The organism is Dyella lutea (assembly GCF_024158035.1).
Taxonomy (GTDB): domain Bacteria; phylum Pseudomonadota; class Gammaproteobacteria; order Xanthomonadales; family Rhodanobacteraceae; genus Dyella_A; species Dyella_A lutea.
The window spans coordinates 744,752-761,510 of sequence record NZ_JAMZEK010000002.1 but is presented as its reverse complement, the minus strand read 5'-3'; the positions used below and the strand labels follow the sequence as shown (position 1 = coordinate 761,510).

13 protein-coding genes are annotated in these 16,759 nt (G+C 67.2%); all 13 read right to left on the bottom strand.

What is annotated here, in order from left to right; translation table 11 throughout:
• Positions 1-11: 11 nt before the first annotated feature.
• The 13 genes from tagH to tssF all read right to left on the bottom strand — a co-directional run bounded on the left by tagH (position 12) and on the right by tssF (position 16,756).
• A complete protein-coding gene (tagH, locus tag NC595_RS10960; protein WP_253566343.1) occupies positions 12-1,343 on the bottom strand; it encodes a type VI secretion system-associated FHA domain protein TagH in 1,332 nt (443 codons plus the stop codon).
• 58 nt (positions 1,344-1,401) lie between these two features.
• Positions 1,402-1,941 carry a DUF6931 family protein gene (locus tag NC595_RS10955; RefSeq protein ID WP_253566341.1) on the bottom strand — a complete coding sequence of 180 codons (540 nt, stop codon included), beginning with the start codon at positions 1,939-1,941 and terminating at the stop codon, positions 1,402-1,404.
• Between the two features lie 11 nt (positions 1,942-1,952).
• Entirely contained in the window at positions 1,953-3,986 is a 2,034-nt protein-coding gene (locus tag NC595_RS10950; protein WP_253566339.1) for a type VI secretion system Vgr family protein, read from the bottom strand.
• Between the two features lie 23 nt (positions 3,987-4,009).
• Positions 4,010-5,305, bottom strand: coding sequence for a tetratricopeptide repeat protein (locus tag NC595_RS10945; RefSeq protein WP_253566821.1), 1,296 nt, complete (start codon positions 5,303-5,305; stop codon positions 4,010-4,012).
• A 103-nt stretch (positions 5,306-5,408) separates the two neighbouring features.
• Positions 5,409-5,699: a PAAR domain-containing protein gene (locus tag NC595_RS10940; protein WP_017462846.1), complete on the bottom strand. Its 291-nt coding sequence runs from the start codon at positions 5,697-5,699 to the stop codon at positions 5,409-5,411.
• 372 nt (positions 5,700-6,071) lie between these two features.
• Positions 6,072-7,241, bottom strand: a complete 1,170-nt coding sequence (locus tag NC595_RS10935; RefSeq protein ID WP_253566337.1) for a lipase family protein — start codon at positions 7,239-7,241, stop codon at positions 6,072-6,074.
• 27 nt (positions 7,242-7,268) lie between these two features.
• Positions 7,269-7,667, bottom strand: a complete 399-nt coding sequence (locus tag NC595_RS10930) for a DUF6795 domain-containing protein (RefSeq protein WP_253566335.1) — start codon at positions 7,665-7,667, stop codon at positions 7,269-7,271.
• Positions 7,668-7,830: 163 nt separating this feature from the next.
• Positions 7,831-8,325, bottom strand: a complete 495-nt coding sequence (locus tag NC595_RS10925; protein ID WP_253566334.1) for a hypothetical protein — start codon at positions 8,323-8,325, stop codon at positions 7,831-7,833.
• A gap of 158 nt (positions 8,326-8,483) precedes the next feature.
• A complete protein-coding gene (locus tag NC595_RS10920; protein WP_253566333.1) occupies positions 8,484-9,647 on the bottom strand; it encodes a phosphatidylinositol-specific phospholipase C domain-containing protein in 1,164 nt (387 codons plus the stop codon).
• A gap of 246 nt (positions 9,648-9,893) precedes the next feature.
• Positions 9,894-10,910, bottom strand: a complete 1,017-nt coding sequence (locus NC595_RS10915) for a M35 family metallo-endopeptidase (RefSeq protein WP_253566332.1) — start codon at positions 10,908-10,910, stop codon at positions 9,894-9,896.
• Positions 10,911-11,054: 144 nt separating this feature from the next.
• The gene (gene tssH / locus NC595_RS10910; protein ID WP_253566331.1) at positions 11,055-13,790 is read right to left on the bottom strand and encodes a type VI secretion system ATPase TssH; all 2,736 of its coding nucleotides are present in this window, start codon (positions 13,788-13,790) and stop codon (positions 11,055-11,057) included.
• A gap of 96 nt (positions 13,791-13,886) precedes the next feature.
• Positions 13,887-14,909, bottom strand: a complete 1,023-nt coding sequence (gene tssG / locus NC595_RS10905) for a type VI secretion system baseplate subunit TssG (RefSeq protein WP_253566330.1) — start codon at positions 14,907-14,909, stop codon at positions 13,887-13,889.
• On the bottom strand, positions 14,873-16,756 hold the full coding sequence (gene tssF, locus NC595_RS10900) for a type VI secretion system baseplate subunit TssF (RefSeq protein ID WP_253566329.1): 1,884 nt from the start codon (positions 16,754-16,756) through the stop codon (positions 14,873-14,875). The genes tssG and tssF overlap by 37 nt, the downstream gene beginning before the upstream one ends.
• Positions 16,757-16,759: the final 3 nt, after the last annotated feature.

The following is a 16,759-nucleotide window of genomic DNA, read 5'->3' as shown; positions in this document are numbered from 1 at the left end:
TGTCTGAAATGTCATCGCCGCGTGGCGTTGCGGCGCGCCGACTTCAGGCGCGCCAGCTGTTCTTCGTAGGCCCGCGCGAACTCGTCGCCGAACAGCCGTCGGAAGCACTCGTCGGGGTTCTTGGCCAGCCCTTCGAAATGCTCGCGGTACTTCTCCCAGTAGCGCCCCTTGCCGGTGAACGCCGAGCGCTTGCCGCCATCGGCCTCCTGTTCGAAGCGGTCGGGGCTGAAGTGCGCCAGCAGCGATTCGAACGCGGCGCGCACGCCGGCGAGCATCGCCATCTGGTGGCAGCGGATATCGTCGAATGCGTCGTCGAACGCGGAAGGTCCGGACAGGAATGCCGCGTTCGGCGGCGAGAGGATCTTCTGCAGCGCTTCCTCCGCGTTCGGCGCGAACTTCAGCGGGTTGTTCTCCGAGCGCTGGATGATCGTCACCGGTAGGCGAAAGGTGTTCTTGATCTCGGCGCGTGCGCGCAGCACGTCCATCACGCCGTCGACCACGATCGACAGCATCTGCTCGATGTCCGCCGGCATCGCAGCACCGGCCGGCGCGGGCGCGGGAGCCGGTGCCGGCGTCGTCCAGGTGGCCGGCGGCGGTGCCGGCGCCGGGACAGGCGCAGGAGCGGGAACCGGCGTCGATGCCGCCGGCGCGCCGAAATCGCCCACGGTCAGGTCCCAGTTTTCCGGCAACACCTGGGCTGCCCGCTGGCCTTCCTGCAACGGCGGACGGAAGTGGTCGGAGACACCCGGCGTGTGGTTCCAGTCCGGCGACGGTGCGGCAGGAGACGGCGACGGCGCGAACGGCTCGTCGAGGAAACTCAACGGATCGAGCGAACCCCCGGCCGGCGCCACCGGATCGGGGATCAGCCCGGCATCGGCCGGCGGCCGGGATGCCGGGCCCAGGTCGAGGAAGTCGTCCAGCGGATCGCGCCCCATCGGCATCGGGGCGGCCGGCGGCAGCGGCGACGTGGAGAACACGTCCTGCGGCGCCGGTGGCGCAGGTGGAACGGCCGCCGCGCCGGCCGCCTGCACGCTCACCGATACCTCGAAGGTATCGATCTGCAGGCGGTCGCCATGCTTGAGCGCCGACGGGTCGCCCTTCACCAGCGGCACGCCGTTGAGCAGCATGCCGTTGGTGCTGCGGTCCTCGATGAAATAGATGCCGTTGAGGCAGCGGATCATCGCGTGCACCCGCGACACGCCCGACGCGCTGAGCACCCAGTCGCAATCCTCCGAGCGACCGATGCTGCCATCGCGCCCCTCGAAGGCCTTCTGCCCGCGCGCGCCGAACTGCGCCGCGTGCACGCCGGTGACCGCCAGGACCAGGGTGGGAATCGACGACACGCTCAGCGCTCCTCTTCGTGACGGAAGTCGGACCGGCGCGGGTGGACGGGGCAGCGGGTCATGCCTCCCCTCCTCCGGCCTGCAGCAGGCTGGTCGCGCGCTCGATGAAGGCCTTGCGCCGGGCATCGAACTCGGCCGGCTCCAGCGCCGCCAGCAGGTTGATCGCCGCCACGGTGGCGCGCGCGGTGAGATGCTCGGGCGGCGGCACCGGCGTCTCCTGCGCAGCCGGCGCCAGGCTGCCGCCGGACCAGCCGGCCGAGGCGGCGATCCATGCACCCAGCGACTTGTAGCCGCCGGCGTGGGCGAACTCGAACGCGGCGCGCCGATTGCTCTCGCTGGGCTCGCGCACCCACTGCTCGGCCAGCGAGGCGCCGGCGCGGTCTTCCTGGGTGAGCGCCTGCTCGCGCGCGCACTGGCAGACCCAGGCCACGGCGTAGCGCTTGGGCAGCAGGCGGGCCAACAGGGTGAGCGCGTCCTGCGGGCGACCGGCGGCGAGCAGCGCCTGCACCGCCGCCTGCGGGGTCATCTCCGCGCGAAGCACCGCATTGGCTTCCGCGGGAAGCTCCATCTGCACCGAGGCGTGAATGACTGCCGACATGTGCGTCCCCGTCAGCCGATCATGATGATGGCGCCGGAGACCTGGGTCATCGCGTCGCCCTTGATGGTGGTCATCGCTCCCTTGACCGTGGTCATCGCGCTGCCGGCCACTTCCAGCATCGCGTCCGAATGCGCCTTCAGGCTGGCGCCGGCGCCGATGTCCATGGTGGCGCCCGCCTTGATCCCGACCTCGACCTGCCCTTCGATCTTCACGCCGACATCGCCGGTGATCTTGATGTTGACGCCCTTGATCTCGATGGTGCCGTCGCTCTTCATGGTGATGCTGGATGCACCCGTGACCAGCTCGATCTCGGTACCGGCGCTCAGCTTGAACTTCTGCCCGATGCTGGTGGTGCCGTTGGCGGTGACGTCGAGCTTGTCGTCGTTCTGCACGGTGACCTTGCGGTCGTGCTTGATGGTTTCGGTCTGGTCGTTGCCGACCTCCAGCGCCTGGTCGTGCTTGATCGTGACCTTCTCGTCGTGGTCGATGGTGACGGTGTGGTCGTTCTCGACCTCCTCGAGCATGTCCTTCTGTGCGTGCATGAAGAACTGCTCTGAGCCCTTCTTGTCCTCGAAGCGCAGCTCGTTGGCGTCATCGGCGCCGCCGAGCAGGCTGCGCGATTTCACGCCGGACTGGGTCTTGTTGTCCGGCAGCGCGTACGGCGGCATGTTGTCGGCGTTGTAGACGCTGCCGATGATCAGCGGACGGTCCGGATCACCCTCCAGGAAACTCACCACCACCTCCTGGCCGACGCGCGGGATGCTGACCGCGCCCCAGGTCTTGCCGGCCCACGGCGAGGCCACGCGCACCGGGCAGGAGCTCTTGGCATTCGGCTTGTCCGGCTTGTTCCAGGGAAAGGTCACCTGCACGCGGCCGTACTTGTCCACCGCGATGTCCTCGTCGGTGTCGCTGCCGCAGACCACCGCGGTCTGCAGGCCGGCGATGCGCGGCTTGGCCGCCGTGGCCAGGCTGCGGAACGGCTGGCTGCTGGGGATCGCCTGCAGGTCGCAGCGGAACGGCTCCTGGCTCGCATCCGCGCCGCCGTAGTAGCCGGGATCGCACAGCTCGATGCGGGTTGCGGTGATCAGGTACTCACGATTGAGCGCCTGCAGCGGAAAATCCTGCAGCGTGAACAGCGCACCGCAGGCGATGCCGAAGGCGTCGGTCTGTCCGTGGCAGGCCTTGTGCAGCGCGTTGCGCGCCTCGACCTGCACCTGCGCGTAGCGGTTGCCGTCCGCCGGGGTTTCGTGCGGGCCGGGATAGTCGAACACGTCCAGGCCGCCGACGCCGTGGTATTCCGAGCCGCTAAGCGTCGCGGTGCCCAGCAGCGAGGTCTTCGGCGTGAGCGGGTTGTAATCGGTGAGCTGCACCTTGAGCGAACGCACCTGCTCGGCGGTGCGCCACTGGGTCATCGAACCGGCCTGGCGCCCGCCGCGCTGGGTCGGCGGGCAGTACGGCACATGCTCGAAACCGCTGGTGGCTGCGTGCGCGCCCAGCGCGTCGGCCAGCACCAGGGTGTGCGCGTTGGCCGCATGGGTGAAGAAGTAATAGATGCCTTCCTGCTCCAGCAGCCGGCTGATGAAGTTCAGGCCGCTCTCGCGGTACTGCACGCAGTAGTCGCGCTGCGGGTAGTTGCCGGTGAGGCTGAGCTTGACGTCGGCGTAACCGATGTCGCCGAGCACCGCCTTGACGATCGACGGCACGTCCATCTCGGTATAGATACGGCAGTCGATCTTCTGCGACAGCAGCCAGGGCTTGGGCACCAGCTGCACACGATAGGCGGCGTAGCGCACCTTGGAGATCGTCTCGAAGCCGGTCTGCTCGGCCTCCGCCACGATGCCATGGAAGTAGCGGGTGGTGCCGTCCTCGTCGACCAGCTTCACCGCCATCGGCGTGCCGAGCAGCTTGCGCAGGTCGACTTCGGCGTTCTCGCTGAGCAGGTGCAGTTCGAATGAGAACAGCTGCCCGAGTCCCTCGGTAGCGCTCATGCGGACGAACAGGAGGGTGCTCTCGACGTCGCTGGTTACGGTGATCGCATGTGCCATGGGCGGAGTCCGTCGTAGTGCGCTCAGGCGCCGTCGGGTGAGTGGCTGCGGCGCGCCCGGACGACCCAGCCGTGCACGGGCTTGCCCGCCTCGCGACGCAGGGTGTCTTCGCGCACGACGACGGCTTCGAACCCGCTGCCCGCGAGCAGGTGCTCCACGTAGGGGCGGGAGTGGCGGTAGCGGCCGCTTGAGGTGAGCTCGGCCACCTCGTCATCGCCCTCGACCGCCTCCAGGGTGAAACCCAGCCAGCCACCGGGACGCAGCGCCCCGGCGGCGGCGGCGAGCACCGGGCCGAGCTGGCCGAAATACACCAGCGTGTCGGCCGAGACGATCAGGTCGAATGCCTGCGGATGCGCCTCCAGCCAGGCGGTGAGTTCGGCCACTTCCAGCGCGTCGTAGCCTCCCCGCAGCCGGGCCTTGTCGACCATGCCGCCGGACAGGTCCACCCCGACCAGCCGGCGTGCGCGCGCGCGCAGCAACGGCGCGCACAGGCCGGTGCCGCAGCCGGCATCGAGCACGTCGAGCGAGGCGCCGTCGACGGGCGTCACCTCGTCGAGCATGCCGACCAGCACCTCCGGCGCCCGGTACCCCAGGTTCTGGATCAGCTGCTCGTCGAAACTCTCGGCGAAACCGTCGAAGACGTCACGCACATAGTCGTCGGCAGCGCGCGGCGGCGCCTCGGCGGCACCGCAGGAGGCCAGCATGTGGCGCGGCACCGGGTTGTCCGGCTCGCGTTCCAGCCACTGGCGATAGACATCGGCGGCCTCGTCATGCCGATGGAGCATGTACAGCGCCACGCCCACCCCTTCGAGCGCGCGCACGTTGGCCGGATCGTGCCGGTAGGACTCGCGGAAGCATTCGGCCGACTGCTGCAGATGCTCCTCGTTCTGAGCGTAGTTGCGCAGGAACAGGCCGAGCCGGTAGTAGCCATGGGCGTAGGTCGGCGCCTGCTGGATCAGCTTCGAGTACGCCTCGAACGCCTCGTCCAGCCGCTCCTGCGCCTCCAGTACCACGGCGAGATTGCTCTGCGCCTGGTAGTGCTCCGGCGCGCAGGCCAGCGCCCTGCGGTAGCAGCGCTCGGCATCGGCCAGCCGGCCGCACTCCTTGTGCACGTTGCCCAGGTTGTTGTGCGCGTCCGGGTGCTTCGGAATGATCTTCAGCGCCGAGCTGATCAGCAGCACCGCCTCGTCGCTGCGACCGCGCTGATGGGCCAGCACGCCGAGGAAATGCAGCGCATCGGGCTGCGCCGCATGCAGCTCGAGCACCTCACCGTACAGGCGCTCGGCCGCGTCCAGGTCGCCGGCCTGGTGTACCCGCATGGCTTCCTGTAGCTGGCTGGCAAATGCCCGGCCCGCCGGGGACAGCGGCTGGGCCTTGCGACGGGAAGGGATCGAGCGGGTCGCGGAACGCATGGAATTCCCCTCAACCGATCAGCACGGTGAAACAGCCCAGCACGATGGTGCCGCCATGCGAGCAGGTGTCACCCATCCGCGCGGCGGGCTGGCCGCCGATCAGCACGGTCGGCGCCCCCATCACGATGGTGTCCGGCGGCCCCACGCAGATGGCCATGTCGCCCATCCGGGCGGCGGGCAGACCGCCGATCAGCACGGTCGGCTTGCCGGGAGGGCTGACCGGGCCACCGACGTGCGGCACCACGCCAGTCACCATCGGGCAGACGTGCATATCGCTCACGCGGGCTGCGGGTTGCGGCATGGCTCAGCGCCCCGCATCCGCGTCACGACGCGCGGCGAATGCAAGCGAACGGCATGACTGGAACATCCGGCACCTCCCCCATGGCTGCGCGCCCGGGCCCGTCTGCGACGACCGGCCGGCATGGCGCTCCATGGTTAGGTGCGTAAAAGACCCGCGGAATTGATCACGCCGTCACGATCGCCCGCGGGCGAGAGCGGCCGCTCCGCGCCGGGGGCTGGCACGGCCGCGACCGGCAGCGGGGGGGCGAGCTCCCTGCGCCGGTCAAGGGCAGCTCCCCCCACCGATCCAATCTCATAACCGTCCAGCAGGCAGGAAAGCCTTACCGGGCATCCCGCGGGGGCGATGAGGTCTGGCGGATGCCTTGCCTGCCCCCTAATCCAGCACGGAGAGCGCGAGCCGGGCGACATTGCCCAGGCTGCTGTAGAGCAGGTCGAGCACCCAGCGCACGAAGGCCATCGTCATCGACGCGCCGGTCACCACGGCGCGGCCAAGGAAGCGGAAGATCGCGGCGATCAACGTGCCAACGTAGGAAGACACGCTGATCGACAGCTGTGCCGCCTGGCTGATCATCCAGGCCAGTTGGTCGAGCACCGTCATTCCCACCGTGGCCGCCGTTCCCAGCACGCCCACCAGGACATTCCGCACCTGCCGCAGCAACCAGCCCAGCGCGCGGCCGATCATCTGCAGGGCGCGGGCGCCGAACGGGACGATCCCGCCACCGCCCCCGGCGACCTGGTCGAGCCAGGATTGCGTGTGCGCGTCGGCCATGGCGTCCTGTCCCTGCCGGGCCAGCGCCAGCCAGCCCAGTTCGTCGACACCCGGCATGTAACTGCCCAGCATCGAATGCGCCTGGCTGTTGATCAGGCCCGTGTGCCGGCCGGTCAGCTCGTACATGGTCCCGTGGACGGGCGCATGCTGGAAGGGAAAAACCGGGATCATCGGCACCGGATCCGAACGGTGGTGGACACGGTACATGTGGGCAGCTCCGACCCGCCGGGTCAGCGCGCGGGCAAATGGCACCGTACCGGCACGTGGTGCACCGAAGGTGTACAGGCGCACGCTCCCCACACCCTTGCTGCTCAGGTAGTCGGCATTGAGATTGGCCAGGGCTCCGCCCAGGCTGTGCCCCACGCAGTGGATCACCGACGGATTGCGCCCGCGCAGGAATTCGGCGATGTCGGCGGCGAACGATTTCCAGATGTCGTGGAAGCCTGCATGAACCAGATGTCCGCCCGGTCCGATCTGTACGCCGATGTTGAAATTGCTGAGCCAGTCCAGCGGCATGTCGGTGCCGCGCGTCGCGATCAGCACCTCGCCCTGCCGGCGTCCCTCGCCGGCGGCGATGTAACCGAAGCCAGTGAGCTTCTTGCACACGACCAGGCCACCGGAGCGGCCGACAAAGCGCGAACTGTCGTCAACCGCGAACATGCCCTCGCAGCCTAGATCGCGATGATCTCGTGCCAGTCCCGATACGGTTTCGGTGCGCAGGCCGTAGACGCCCCTGGCGATGCGTGCTGCTTCTGTTGGCGTGAAGTCCGTCATGACAGTATCCATTTGTCCGGAGGTTGTTCAGGGCAGTTCGCAGATCCCGAAAATGTCGTGCTCGACATGGTCTTCCTTGAGCCGATGCCTGACCGGCTCGTTCTCGAGCGGGCAGCGCAGCTCCAGCGGACGCCCGAAGAGCTCGTCGTTCTCCTGATACGAGCCCTTCATGAAACTCCATGCCACGTAGCTCTTGCCGCCGTACTCGATGGATATCTGCTGTTCCACCACCGGTTCATGCGGCAGCAACGCTCCGAACAGCGAACTGCGCCATATCGCGGGCAATGCGAAATGCCCCTGTTCGTCGGTGGTCGCCTCGTCCGAGCCGCGCTCGCTCTTCCAGTGCCAGAAGAAGCCGCGCCGGATCACCGCGCCCTGCACCGGCTTGCCGTGCTCGGTCACCACACCTTGCACCGCGGAAAACATGCACATCTTTCCCATCGCCCGTACCTCTCCCATCGCAGCCAGTGCCAGCAACGCCAGCCATACCGGCGACCATCGCCGGAATCCCCGCCTGTCCGCTGATCTTCCCATCATCCGGCTCTCCCGATCCGGCGTGTCGCGCGCAGTCTGCGTAAGGCAGCCCGTGCTAGGCCATCGAGTGGTAGGTGAACGCACCGTTGTCCATTTCGAAGATCCACTGTCGCTGGGCGGCGTCGGCGACCGGATGTGCAAACGGGCCAACGCCCATGTAGGCATTCATGCCCAGGCCCTGAAGCCAGTCCTGGACACCCCCGCCGAAATACAGGATCGGCAGGTTCAGCTGGAAGCCTGCGGCGGCCATCGCCGCCGCGAACTGCGCCGTGTCGTAGGGCACGCCGGAAGCGAACATCGAGAAGTGCGCACCCCTCAGCATGCGGTTGTCGGCGATCTGGATGGCACCGAGGCATGAGTCGATCTTCGAAAAGGCGATGACGCGACCGGATGCGTACTCCCACTCGCGGATGATCGGAATCCGATTCGGGTCGGTTTCCTTCACCGCGCGCCGCCCACCGGCCGCGCAGCGCACACCGGGGTCGTCATGCGGATCGGCCGAATTTCGCGTCCCCCTTGCCACCTCGTATTCGAAGCTGTCTGCCGCCATGCGTTTTTCCCTCCCTGCTCCCTGGAACCACCTGCCCCCGAATCATCCCGCCCACGCCCGTCACGGATGTGGGCGGGTGCCTGCCGGGATGCCGGATACCGGCGCATGTCCCGAAACCCGCGGCGGATTCCTCACTGCGAGAATCCCGCCCTCTCCTCTCAGGCTTGGCGGATACGGTGCTGGCCGAGGCCGAATGCATCCACCATCACCGTAACCGGCGTCGTGTTGAGCTCGAAGATCTCCCCGCATTTCGTCGGGTCGGCAAAATCGATCATCACGAAATTTGGCAGGAACGCCTTCAGCCGCTGCCCTCCACCAAAGCCATTGATCTGCGCGTACTTGCCCGCGCGATCCTGGATCGCCTGTTCCAGCCCCTGGGACCACATGCGCTTGAGCTTGTCCACGTTGGGCTGCGCCCACATGCCATCGTTGCGGTCCTTGATGCTCTCGAACAGGCCCGTGCTGGTCCAGTACATCATGCCCATGACGGCGGGGTTGCCCTGGCCGCCCTTCTTCATCAGGTCGGATTGCTTGCTGACGTTCTGCTTGGTTTTCCTGAACGGGCTGAAGGGATTGGTGCCGCCCTTGCCGTAGTACTGGATGCCTTCGTAGCGGTCGTTGTAGCCGCCCTTGTCGTCCTTCATGTTCTTGATGCCGAGGATGCCGATACCCGGACCGTTGACGTTCGCTGAGCGAAGGGCCTGCATGCCGGACTCGACGAACAGCGGGACGACCTTGCCGCGCAGGTCGCGCAAGGTCTTGGTATTGAGATTGCCGCCCCCGGTGTACAGCGCACTGCCGAGATAGTTCACGCAGGCCTCGGCGATCAGCAGCCAGTTCGTCGACTTGTCGAACTTCAGCAACAGGAACTCGTTCGGATTTTCATCGACGAAGCGCTTGGCCTGACTGAGCATGTTGCTCAGGTTCATGCCGAAGGCGCCGCCTCGCAGCTTGCTCCGCTCAACCTGCTGGGTGGTGCCCAGGCTACCCACGTGGCGGGTGGTCGTCTTGTTCGACACCAGCTTCTTGTCGGCATGGAAGGCCTTCAGTTCGGCGAGCTTTGCGCCGTCGTGCGTTCCTCCTGTCGTCGCCAGCGCGATGCGCAGGTCAAAGATGCGAACGCCGGCCTTGGCCTGCTCGTAGATGTCCCGGTCCTGGGTCTGCACATTGCTCCCGCCGCCGGTGATGCCGGCGTCGTGGCTTCCGGCCATCACGATTTCGTTGAGCTTCTTGTCCGGTCCAAGGTCGTAGTATTCGATCACGGCTATCACCCCATGGTTGGCGTCTGCAGCAGGCATTCTGATCGCCCGCCCGACATGCATTGCTTGGTACCTCGCGCCAACAACCGCTGGCGTCGGCCCGAATCCCCTTGCTCTCTCCCGGCATCCAGGCCTTGGAGCACTCATTCCAGCAACCCTTCACGGGAAGCTCGGCTGGGTTGCCGCCAGGGGTTGCGGAACCAGGTGCATCCGCCCAGCTCCGACTCCTGATTCCCCCCCGGCACCGCGGTGGCGGGGCGTGCTGAAGGATGAACGCGGCCAGCGACCTCCCTGCACGCCACCGCCCGGTCACGATCCGAATGCGGCCTCGACGAAGAACTTGTAGCTGTCGGCATTGGCCAGGGCTTTGGCCGGATCGTTGATCGCCAGCTGCTTGCAGGGATCGTCGCGGTACTTGTGATCCTTCGTTCCGGCAAAGGTATGTGTGCACTCGTGCACGATGGTGCCGGCCTCGCTGGCAAGCCCCTCCTTCACCTTGGTGAAGAACTGCCCGCCGACATGGATCTTGGTGGGATTGGTTTTCCCGCTGACGTAGGCATACGTGCCGTCATCGATGCTGCGTCCACCGAAGTAGATGCGGATGGATTGCCGCACGAAGTTCCTGCAGACCCTGCGCATCACCTCCCGGACCACTTCGAGCCGCGTCTGATTCGACGGCGTCCACACCGGCTTCGACGCGTCGCTGAACGGAAGAGCCGACGTATCGACGACTGCCGCCGGATCCCCGAAGTACGCCCTGAAGGCCGTATCGAGGGGCCCCGTCAACGCGGTGCCGCCGACCAGGAAACGCATTTCGCACTGAAGGAGCATGCCGTGCGTCTTCTCATAGGCATCCTCGATCTCATGCTTCCAGATGCTTGCACGCGTACCGGCGCTGGAAAAATTCTTCATCTCCAGCCTGGGATGTTTCCGGGACTGGACCACGTCGCCCTTCTTGAGCGTCACGCGCAGCTCGGACAGCACGGCCGACTGGTTCAGCTTGCGCAGACGCGCGTACTGGCTGGTCAGTTCGTTTTCGCTCATGTCGCGAATGATCGACATCGCCATAAGCGCAGCGGCGCGGGCCCTGAGATCCGCGTTTTCCGGTGCATCCAGGGTTGAGGCCTGACTTGAGTTCCGCGGCCTGAGCCCGGCCACCCGCAGGGCCCGGTTCGCCATTTCCCTCACGTCACCGCGATCGTTCGACGGGTTGTCCAGCTTCTCGTGAAAATAGGTGTAGAGGTCGCGGGTCGACTCTCCCGGGGAGACCGGAGCGAGCAGCGCTTGGGCCTCGATAAACTTCATCAGCTTCTTGTAGTCGTTCATCGATCGTCCCTCGGGCGCAGCCTCCGCCTATGAAGATTCATCGCTTCCCGCATCCGGTCATCCATCAGCTGGCCCGCCGATACGCCCACGCCTCCATGCGCCCGAACTCTGTCCGGACCGATCCCGCCCGGAGCCCGGGAAAACTCAGAATGCATAGCTGAACTCCCCATCCTTCACACCCACGCTCGCCTTCTCGATCGGCTTGCCTTCGATCGTGCGGTTGAGGAACTCGCGGCTGATGTCCGGCAGCATCGAGTTGGTGAGGATGGCGTCGATCATGCGGCCGCCCGACTCGCTCTCGGTGCAGCGCTCGACCACCAGCTTGACCACGTCGTCGCCGTACTCGAACGGGATCCTGTAGCGCCCCTCGATGCGCTTCTTGATGCGGTTGAGCTGCAGCTTGACGATCTCGCCGAGCATGGTCGGGCTGAGCGGGTAGTACGGAATGGTGACCAGGCGGCCGAGCAGTGCCGGCGGGAAGATCTTCAGCAGCGGGTCGCGCAGCGCCTTGGCCATGCCTTCCGGGTCCGGCATCAGGTCCGGGTCGCTGCACATGCTGGCGATCATCTCGGTGCCGGCATTGGTGGTGAGCAGGATCAAGGTGTTTTTGAAGTCGATGCGGCGGCCTTCGCCGTCTTCCATCACGCCCTTGTCGAACACCTGGAAGAAGATCTCGTGCACGTCCGGATGGGCTTTCTCCACCTCGTCCAGCAGCACCACCGAATAAGGTTTGCGCCGCACCGCCTCGGTCAGCACGCCGCCTTCGCCATAGCCGACGTAGCCGGGAGGCGCACCCTTGAGCGTGGAGACGGTGTGCGCCTCCTGGAACTCGCTCATGTTGATGGTGATGACGTTCTGCTCGCCGCCGTACAGCGCCTCGGCCAGCGCCAGCGCGGTCTCGGTCTTGCCCACGCCGGAGGTCCCGGCAAGCATGAACACGCCGATCGGCTTGTTCGGGTTGTCCAGACCGGCGCGCGAGGTCTGGATGCGCTTGGCGATCATCTCCATCGCGTGGTCCTGGCCGATCACCCGCTTGCCCATCAGGCCGGCGAGATTCATCACGGTCTCGAGCTCGCTCTTGACCATGCGGCCGACCGGGATGCCGGTCCAGTCCGAGACCACCGCACCGACGGCAACCATGTCGACCGTGGGCAGGATCAGCGGGTTCTCGCCCTGCAGTTCGGTGAGCTGGGCCTGCAGGGTCTTCAGCTCCTCCAGCGCAGCGGCGCGGGCGGCATCGTCGAACTCGACGGCGGTGGCGGGATCCTCGGCTACGGCGGCCGCCTCGGCGGAAGCCTCCAGCTTGCTGCCGGTGCCTTCGACCGGCGCGCTGTCGCCGCGCAGCCTGGCACGGATGGCAAGGATCTGCTCCACCAGCACCTTCTCGGCAGCCCAATCGGCCTCTACCTTCTCCAGCCGTTCGCGCTGGACGGCCAGCTTCTGGTTGACCGAGGCCTCGCGCTCGGCCACGTCGACGCCGACGGTCTTCTCGCGATGGATGATCGCCAGCTCGGTCTCCAGCGCCTCGATGCGCTTGCGCGTGTCATCCACTTCCGGCGGCACCGCGTGCTGGCTCACCGCGACGCGGGCGCAGGCGGTGTCGAGCAGGCTGACCGCCTTGTCCGGCAGCTGGCGCGCGGGGATGTAGCGATGCGACAGCTTCACCGCCGCCTCCAGCGCCTCGTCCAGGATCTGCACCCGATGGTGCTTCTCCATCACGCTGGCGACGCCGCGCATCATCAGGATGCCCTTCTCCTCGCTCGGCTCGTCGACCTGCACGGTCTGGAAGCGGCGGGTCAGCGCGGGGTCCTTCTCGATGTGCTTCTTGTATTCGGCGAAGGTGGTGGCACCGATGGTGCGCAGGGTGCCGCGGGCCAGCGCCGGCTTGAGCAGGTTGGCCGCGTCGCCGGTGCCGGCCGCGCCGCCGGCGCCGACCAGGGTGTGGGTCTCGTCGACGAACAGGATGATCGGCTTCGGGCTGGCCTGCACTTCCTCGATCACCGAGCGCAGGCGCTGCTCGAACTCGCCCTTCATGCTGGCGCCGGCCTGCAGCAGGCCTACGTCGAGCACGCGCAGTTCCACCTCTTTCAGCGATGGCGGCACGTCGCCGCGCACGATGCGCTGGGCAAAGCCTTCCACCACCGCGGTCTTGCCCACGCCGGCCTCGCCGACCAGGATCGGGTTGTTCTGCCGGCGGCGCATCAGGATGTCGACCACCTGGCGGATCTCGTCGTCGCGGCCGACGATGGGATCGAGCTTGCCGCTGCGCGCCTGCTCGGTGAGGTCGACGGTGAACTGGCGCAGCGCCTCCTGCTTGCCCATCTGCGCCGGGCCCATCGCGCCGCTGGCCTCGCCGGGCACGGCGCCGCCCATCTTGAAGCCATCCGACGCACTCAAGCTGTCTTCCGGCGAGCCCGCAACCACCTCGGCGAACTTGTCGGTGAGCGTCTCCAGCTTGATCTTCTCGAACTCCTTCGAGATGCCCGCCAGCACATTGCGCAGGCTGCGCGTCTGCAGGATGCCGACGACCAGGTAACCGGTGCGCACCTGCGCCTCGCCGAACATCAGCGTGGCGAACACCCAGGCGCGCTCGACCGCCTCCTCCACGTTGCTGGAGATGTCCGAGATGCTGGTGGAGCCGCGCGGCAAGCGGTCCAGCGCGTCGGTGACATCGCGCACCAGGTTGGACGGATCGAGGTTGAACTGCTTGACGATGTGGTGCAGGTCCGAGTCCTGCAGCTGCAGGATCTGGTGGATCCAGTGCACCAGCTCGATATACGGGTTGCCGCGCAGTTTGCAGAAGACGGTGGCGCTCTCGATGCCCCGGTAGGCGAGCTTGTTGAGCTTGCCGAAGAGGGCGCTGCGGCTGATGTCGGCCATGGCGTGGATCCTTGCGAGGTTAGCGGTAGTCACCCGCGCGCGGGGCGCAGGGCAGGAATCGGAAATCGGTGGTGATCTTCGGCATGCGCGTCACCCTCAGCCCGCAGGACGCAACACGACGTCGTCGGCATCGGTAAGCTGGTCGCGCCGCCCAAGCCAGGTGGTCAGTCCCATGCGGCCGGACTGGCCAAGGCGGGTGACCGGCACGTCCTCGCGCCGAAGCACGAGCTGAACATCCCAGGCCTTTTCATCGCCGACGTAGGTCCTGACCGCGGCGACGAGCTGCTGCAAGGCCTCCTCCCCCGGGAGGAAGTGACGGAACTGAGCGGCATCGAGCGGCCCGATGCGCAGGCGGAAGCGCTGCTGCGCCTCCCATACCGCATCACCCAGCACCGCCGTGCGGCCCAGCCCGGCCACCTGCGGAGACAAGCCCAGCCGCAAGTGCGACTCGTCCGGTAGGCGCATCCACTCGGCGACGTACTCCAGCACCCGCACCGGCACGCGGAAGAAATCCTGCAGCAGCTGGCGCAACCCTTCCGGGCTGCGCGCCTGGGTCAGCAGGCGGCCGGCGAAGAAGCGCTTGAAGCGATCGGGCATCGCGTCGCGATCGCCGGCATGCGGGGTCGCCAGGCCGACCAGCGCGCCGATGTAGCCTCCAAAGCGGTCCTGCTTCGGCCGGTCGTACTGCACGGTGGGTTGCGCGTCCGCCCAGGTGCGGTAGAACAGGCTCATCATCCGGTGGTGGAAGATGTCGGCGAACGCACTCAACGTGCGGTCGCGCGCGTTGATCTGGCGATCGATGGTGTACTCGGTCAGGTGCAGCGGCAGCGGCGCGTTCGGACCGAACAGGCCGAGGAACAGGCCGTACAGGCGATGCGGCTGCTCGCTGGAGGCCGGCTCGAAGCGGTCGAGGGTGCGCGGCGAAAAGGCCAGCGAAGGCGTATGGCGCAGCCGCACCGGGTCTTCCGACGGCTTGGTCGACTCGCCCAGTCGCGGCTTGTCCGGGTGCGCGCACTCGATCCGCCGGACCGCGTCGAAGAAATCGAAGCGTTCCGGCTCGTCCCGCAGCGCCGCGAGCGGCGCTAGAGGGTCTGGCGCTTGCCCAGCTGTGCCGGCCATCGGGCCACCTCGTTGCGTTCCAGGGTGCGCAGCACGGTCTCGGTGAAGGAATTCACCGAGACGTAGCGCGCGAAGAAGTGCTGCATCACCGACGCGAGCAGGTAGGCACCGGTGCCTTCGAACGCGCTGTCGTCGCAGGTCAGCGTGATCTCCAGCCCGCGGCCGAAACTGATCGGTCCGGGCACCGGGATGCGTCGCACGATCGGCGCCGAGCGTACCGACTTCACGCCCTCGATCTGGCGGCGGGCGCCGGAGTCGAACTCGTCGCAATACAGCGTGAGCATCTCGCGCAGCGCGGTGGCGCCCTGGTCGGCACCCTCGCCGAGCAGCGAGGTGTAGTTGAGCTGCAGGTGGCTGAGCAGGCGCCAGGCGGTCTCGCCGGTCGCCGTCGGTGCGCGTGGCTTGGTCGGCCCGGCCACACAGCGGATCGCCTGGACCGGAGCCCCGGCTTCCATGGTGAAGTCGGTCGCACCCTTGCCTACCGGCATGTGCAGCGGCAGATCGCGGTTGGTGCACAGCAGTTGCATGCCGATCTGGCGCAGCGAGGTCGAGTAGGGCGCGTCGCGCGCATCGACCAGCGAGACGAACAGCTCGTGCCCGACGTAACTGGAGCGCGCACCGTGCAGTTGCTGACGCGAGGAGAGCAGGCGCGGCTCGCGGCGCACCGTGTAGAAGGCGGCCGTGCCACTGTGCCAGCTGCGCTCGTCGCAGCCGTAGAACGGCTGGAAGCGCAACTCGGGCTCCTGCCGGTCGCCGAAGCCGTCGACCTCGCTGATCGAGTGGATCTCGAAATCCATCGGCCGGGTGCGGTCGGCCAGTACGTGGTACTCGCTCTTGCCGGCCTGCAGATGGATACGGTCGGCGCGACGCGGGAACAGGTTGATCGCCGGCGTGCAGAACAGCCTGAAGTTGCCGGCATCCACGGCGTTGTGCAGGCGCGGCACGCTGCGGTCCAGCAGTACGTCGATCTCGAATTCGCTGCCCTGCGAGCGCGCCAGTACCTGGCGCAGCCCGGTGAACTCGGCGAACAGGAAACGCTCCGGGCAGGCGAAATATTCCTGCAGCAGGCGATAGCCACTGAACGAGCGCGCCGTGTACGGAATCAGTGCCTCCTCGTCGGCGAACCCGCGCGGCAGGATCGCCTCGGCCGGATAGCTGGCACTGACCGGACCGCTGGCGCCCGTGGCCCGCACCAGGTAGCCGACCGCATTGCCGAGCACCTGCTCGTACAGGCGCTTGGGCAGCTCGTCGGCGCCGGCGATGAAGATCGGCAGCCGGTCCAGCGCCAGCGCATGGGCCGGTACGCCGGCGGTGACGCGGAACTTCAGCCGCAGGCCGGCGCGGACCGGCTTGCCCTCGGGGATCGGGATGCCCGCCGCGGCGACCGCAGCCGGCGTCTCGAAATACTTCGCCTCGGCCAGCTCCAGCGGCCACAGCGTGACGTCGTGTGCGGTACGGTACTCGCAGGCAGTGCGGTCGTCGCGACCAGTCTGGCTGCGTAGTGCGGTGTGTCGCGCCACGACGTGGCCGCCGGCCAGCGCGGACTCCTTCAGGTCCGGCTGCAACTGCACCACCGCCATCGACGGCACCGGCGCGAGGTAGTGCGGGTAGACCATCTCCAGCAAGTGCTGGGTGAACACCGGGTACTGCGCGTCGAGCTTGAGCTGCACGCGCGCGGCGAGGAAAGCGAAGCCCTCCAGCAGGCGCTCGACGTAGGGGTCGGCGCACTCGAAGCCTTCCAGGCCCAGGCGACCGGCAATCTTCGGGTACTCGCGGGCAAACTCGCCGCCCATCTCCCGGACGTGTTGCAGCTCGCGGTTGTAGTAGCGGATCAGGCGGGGGTCCATGGC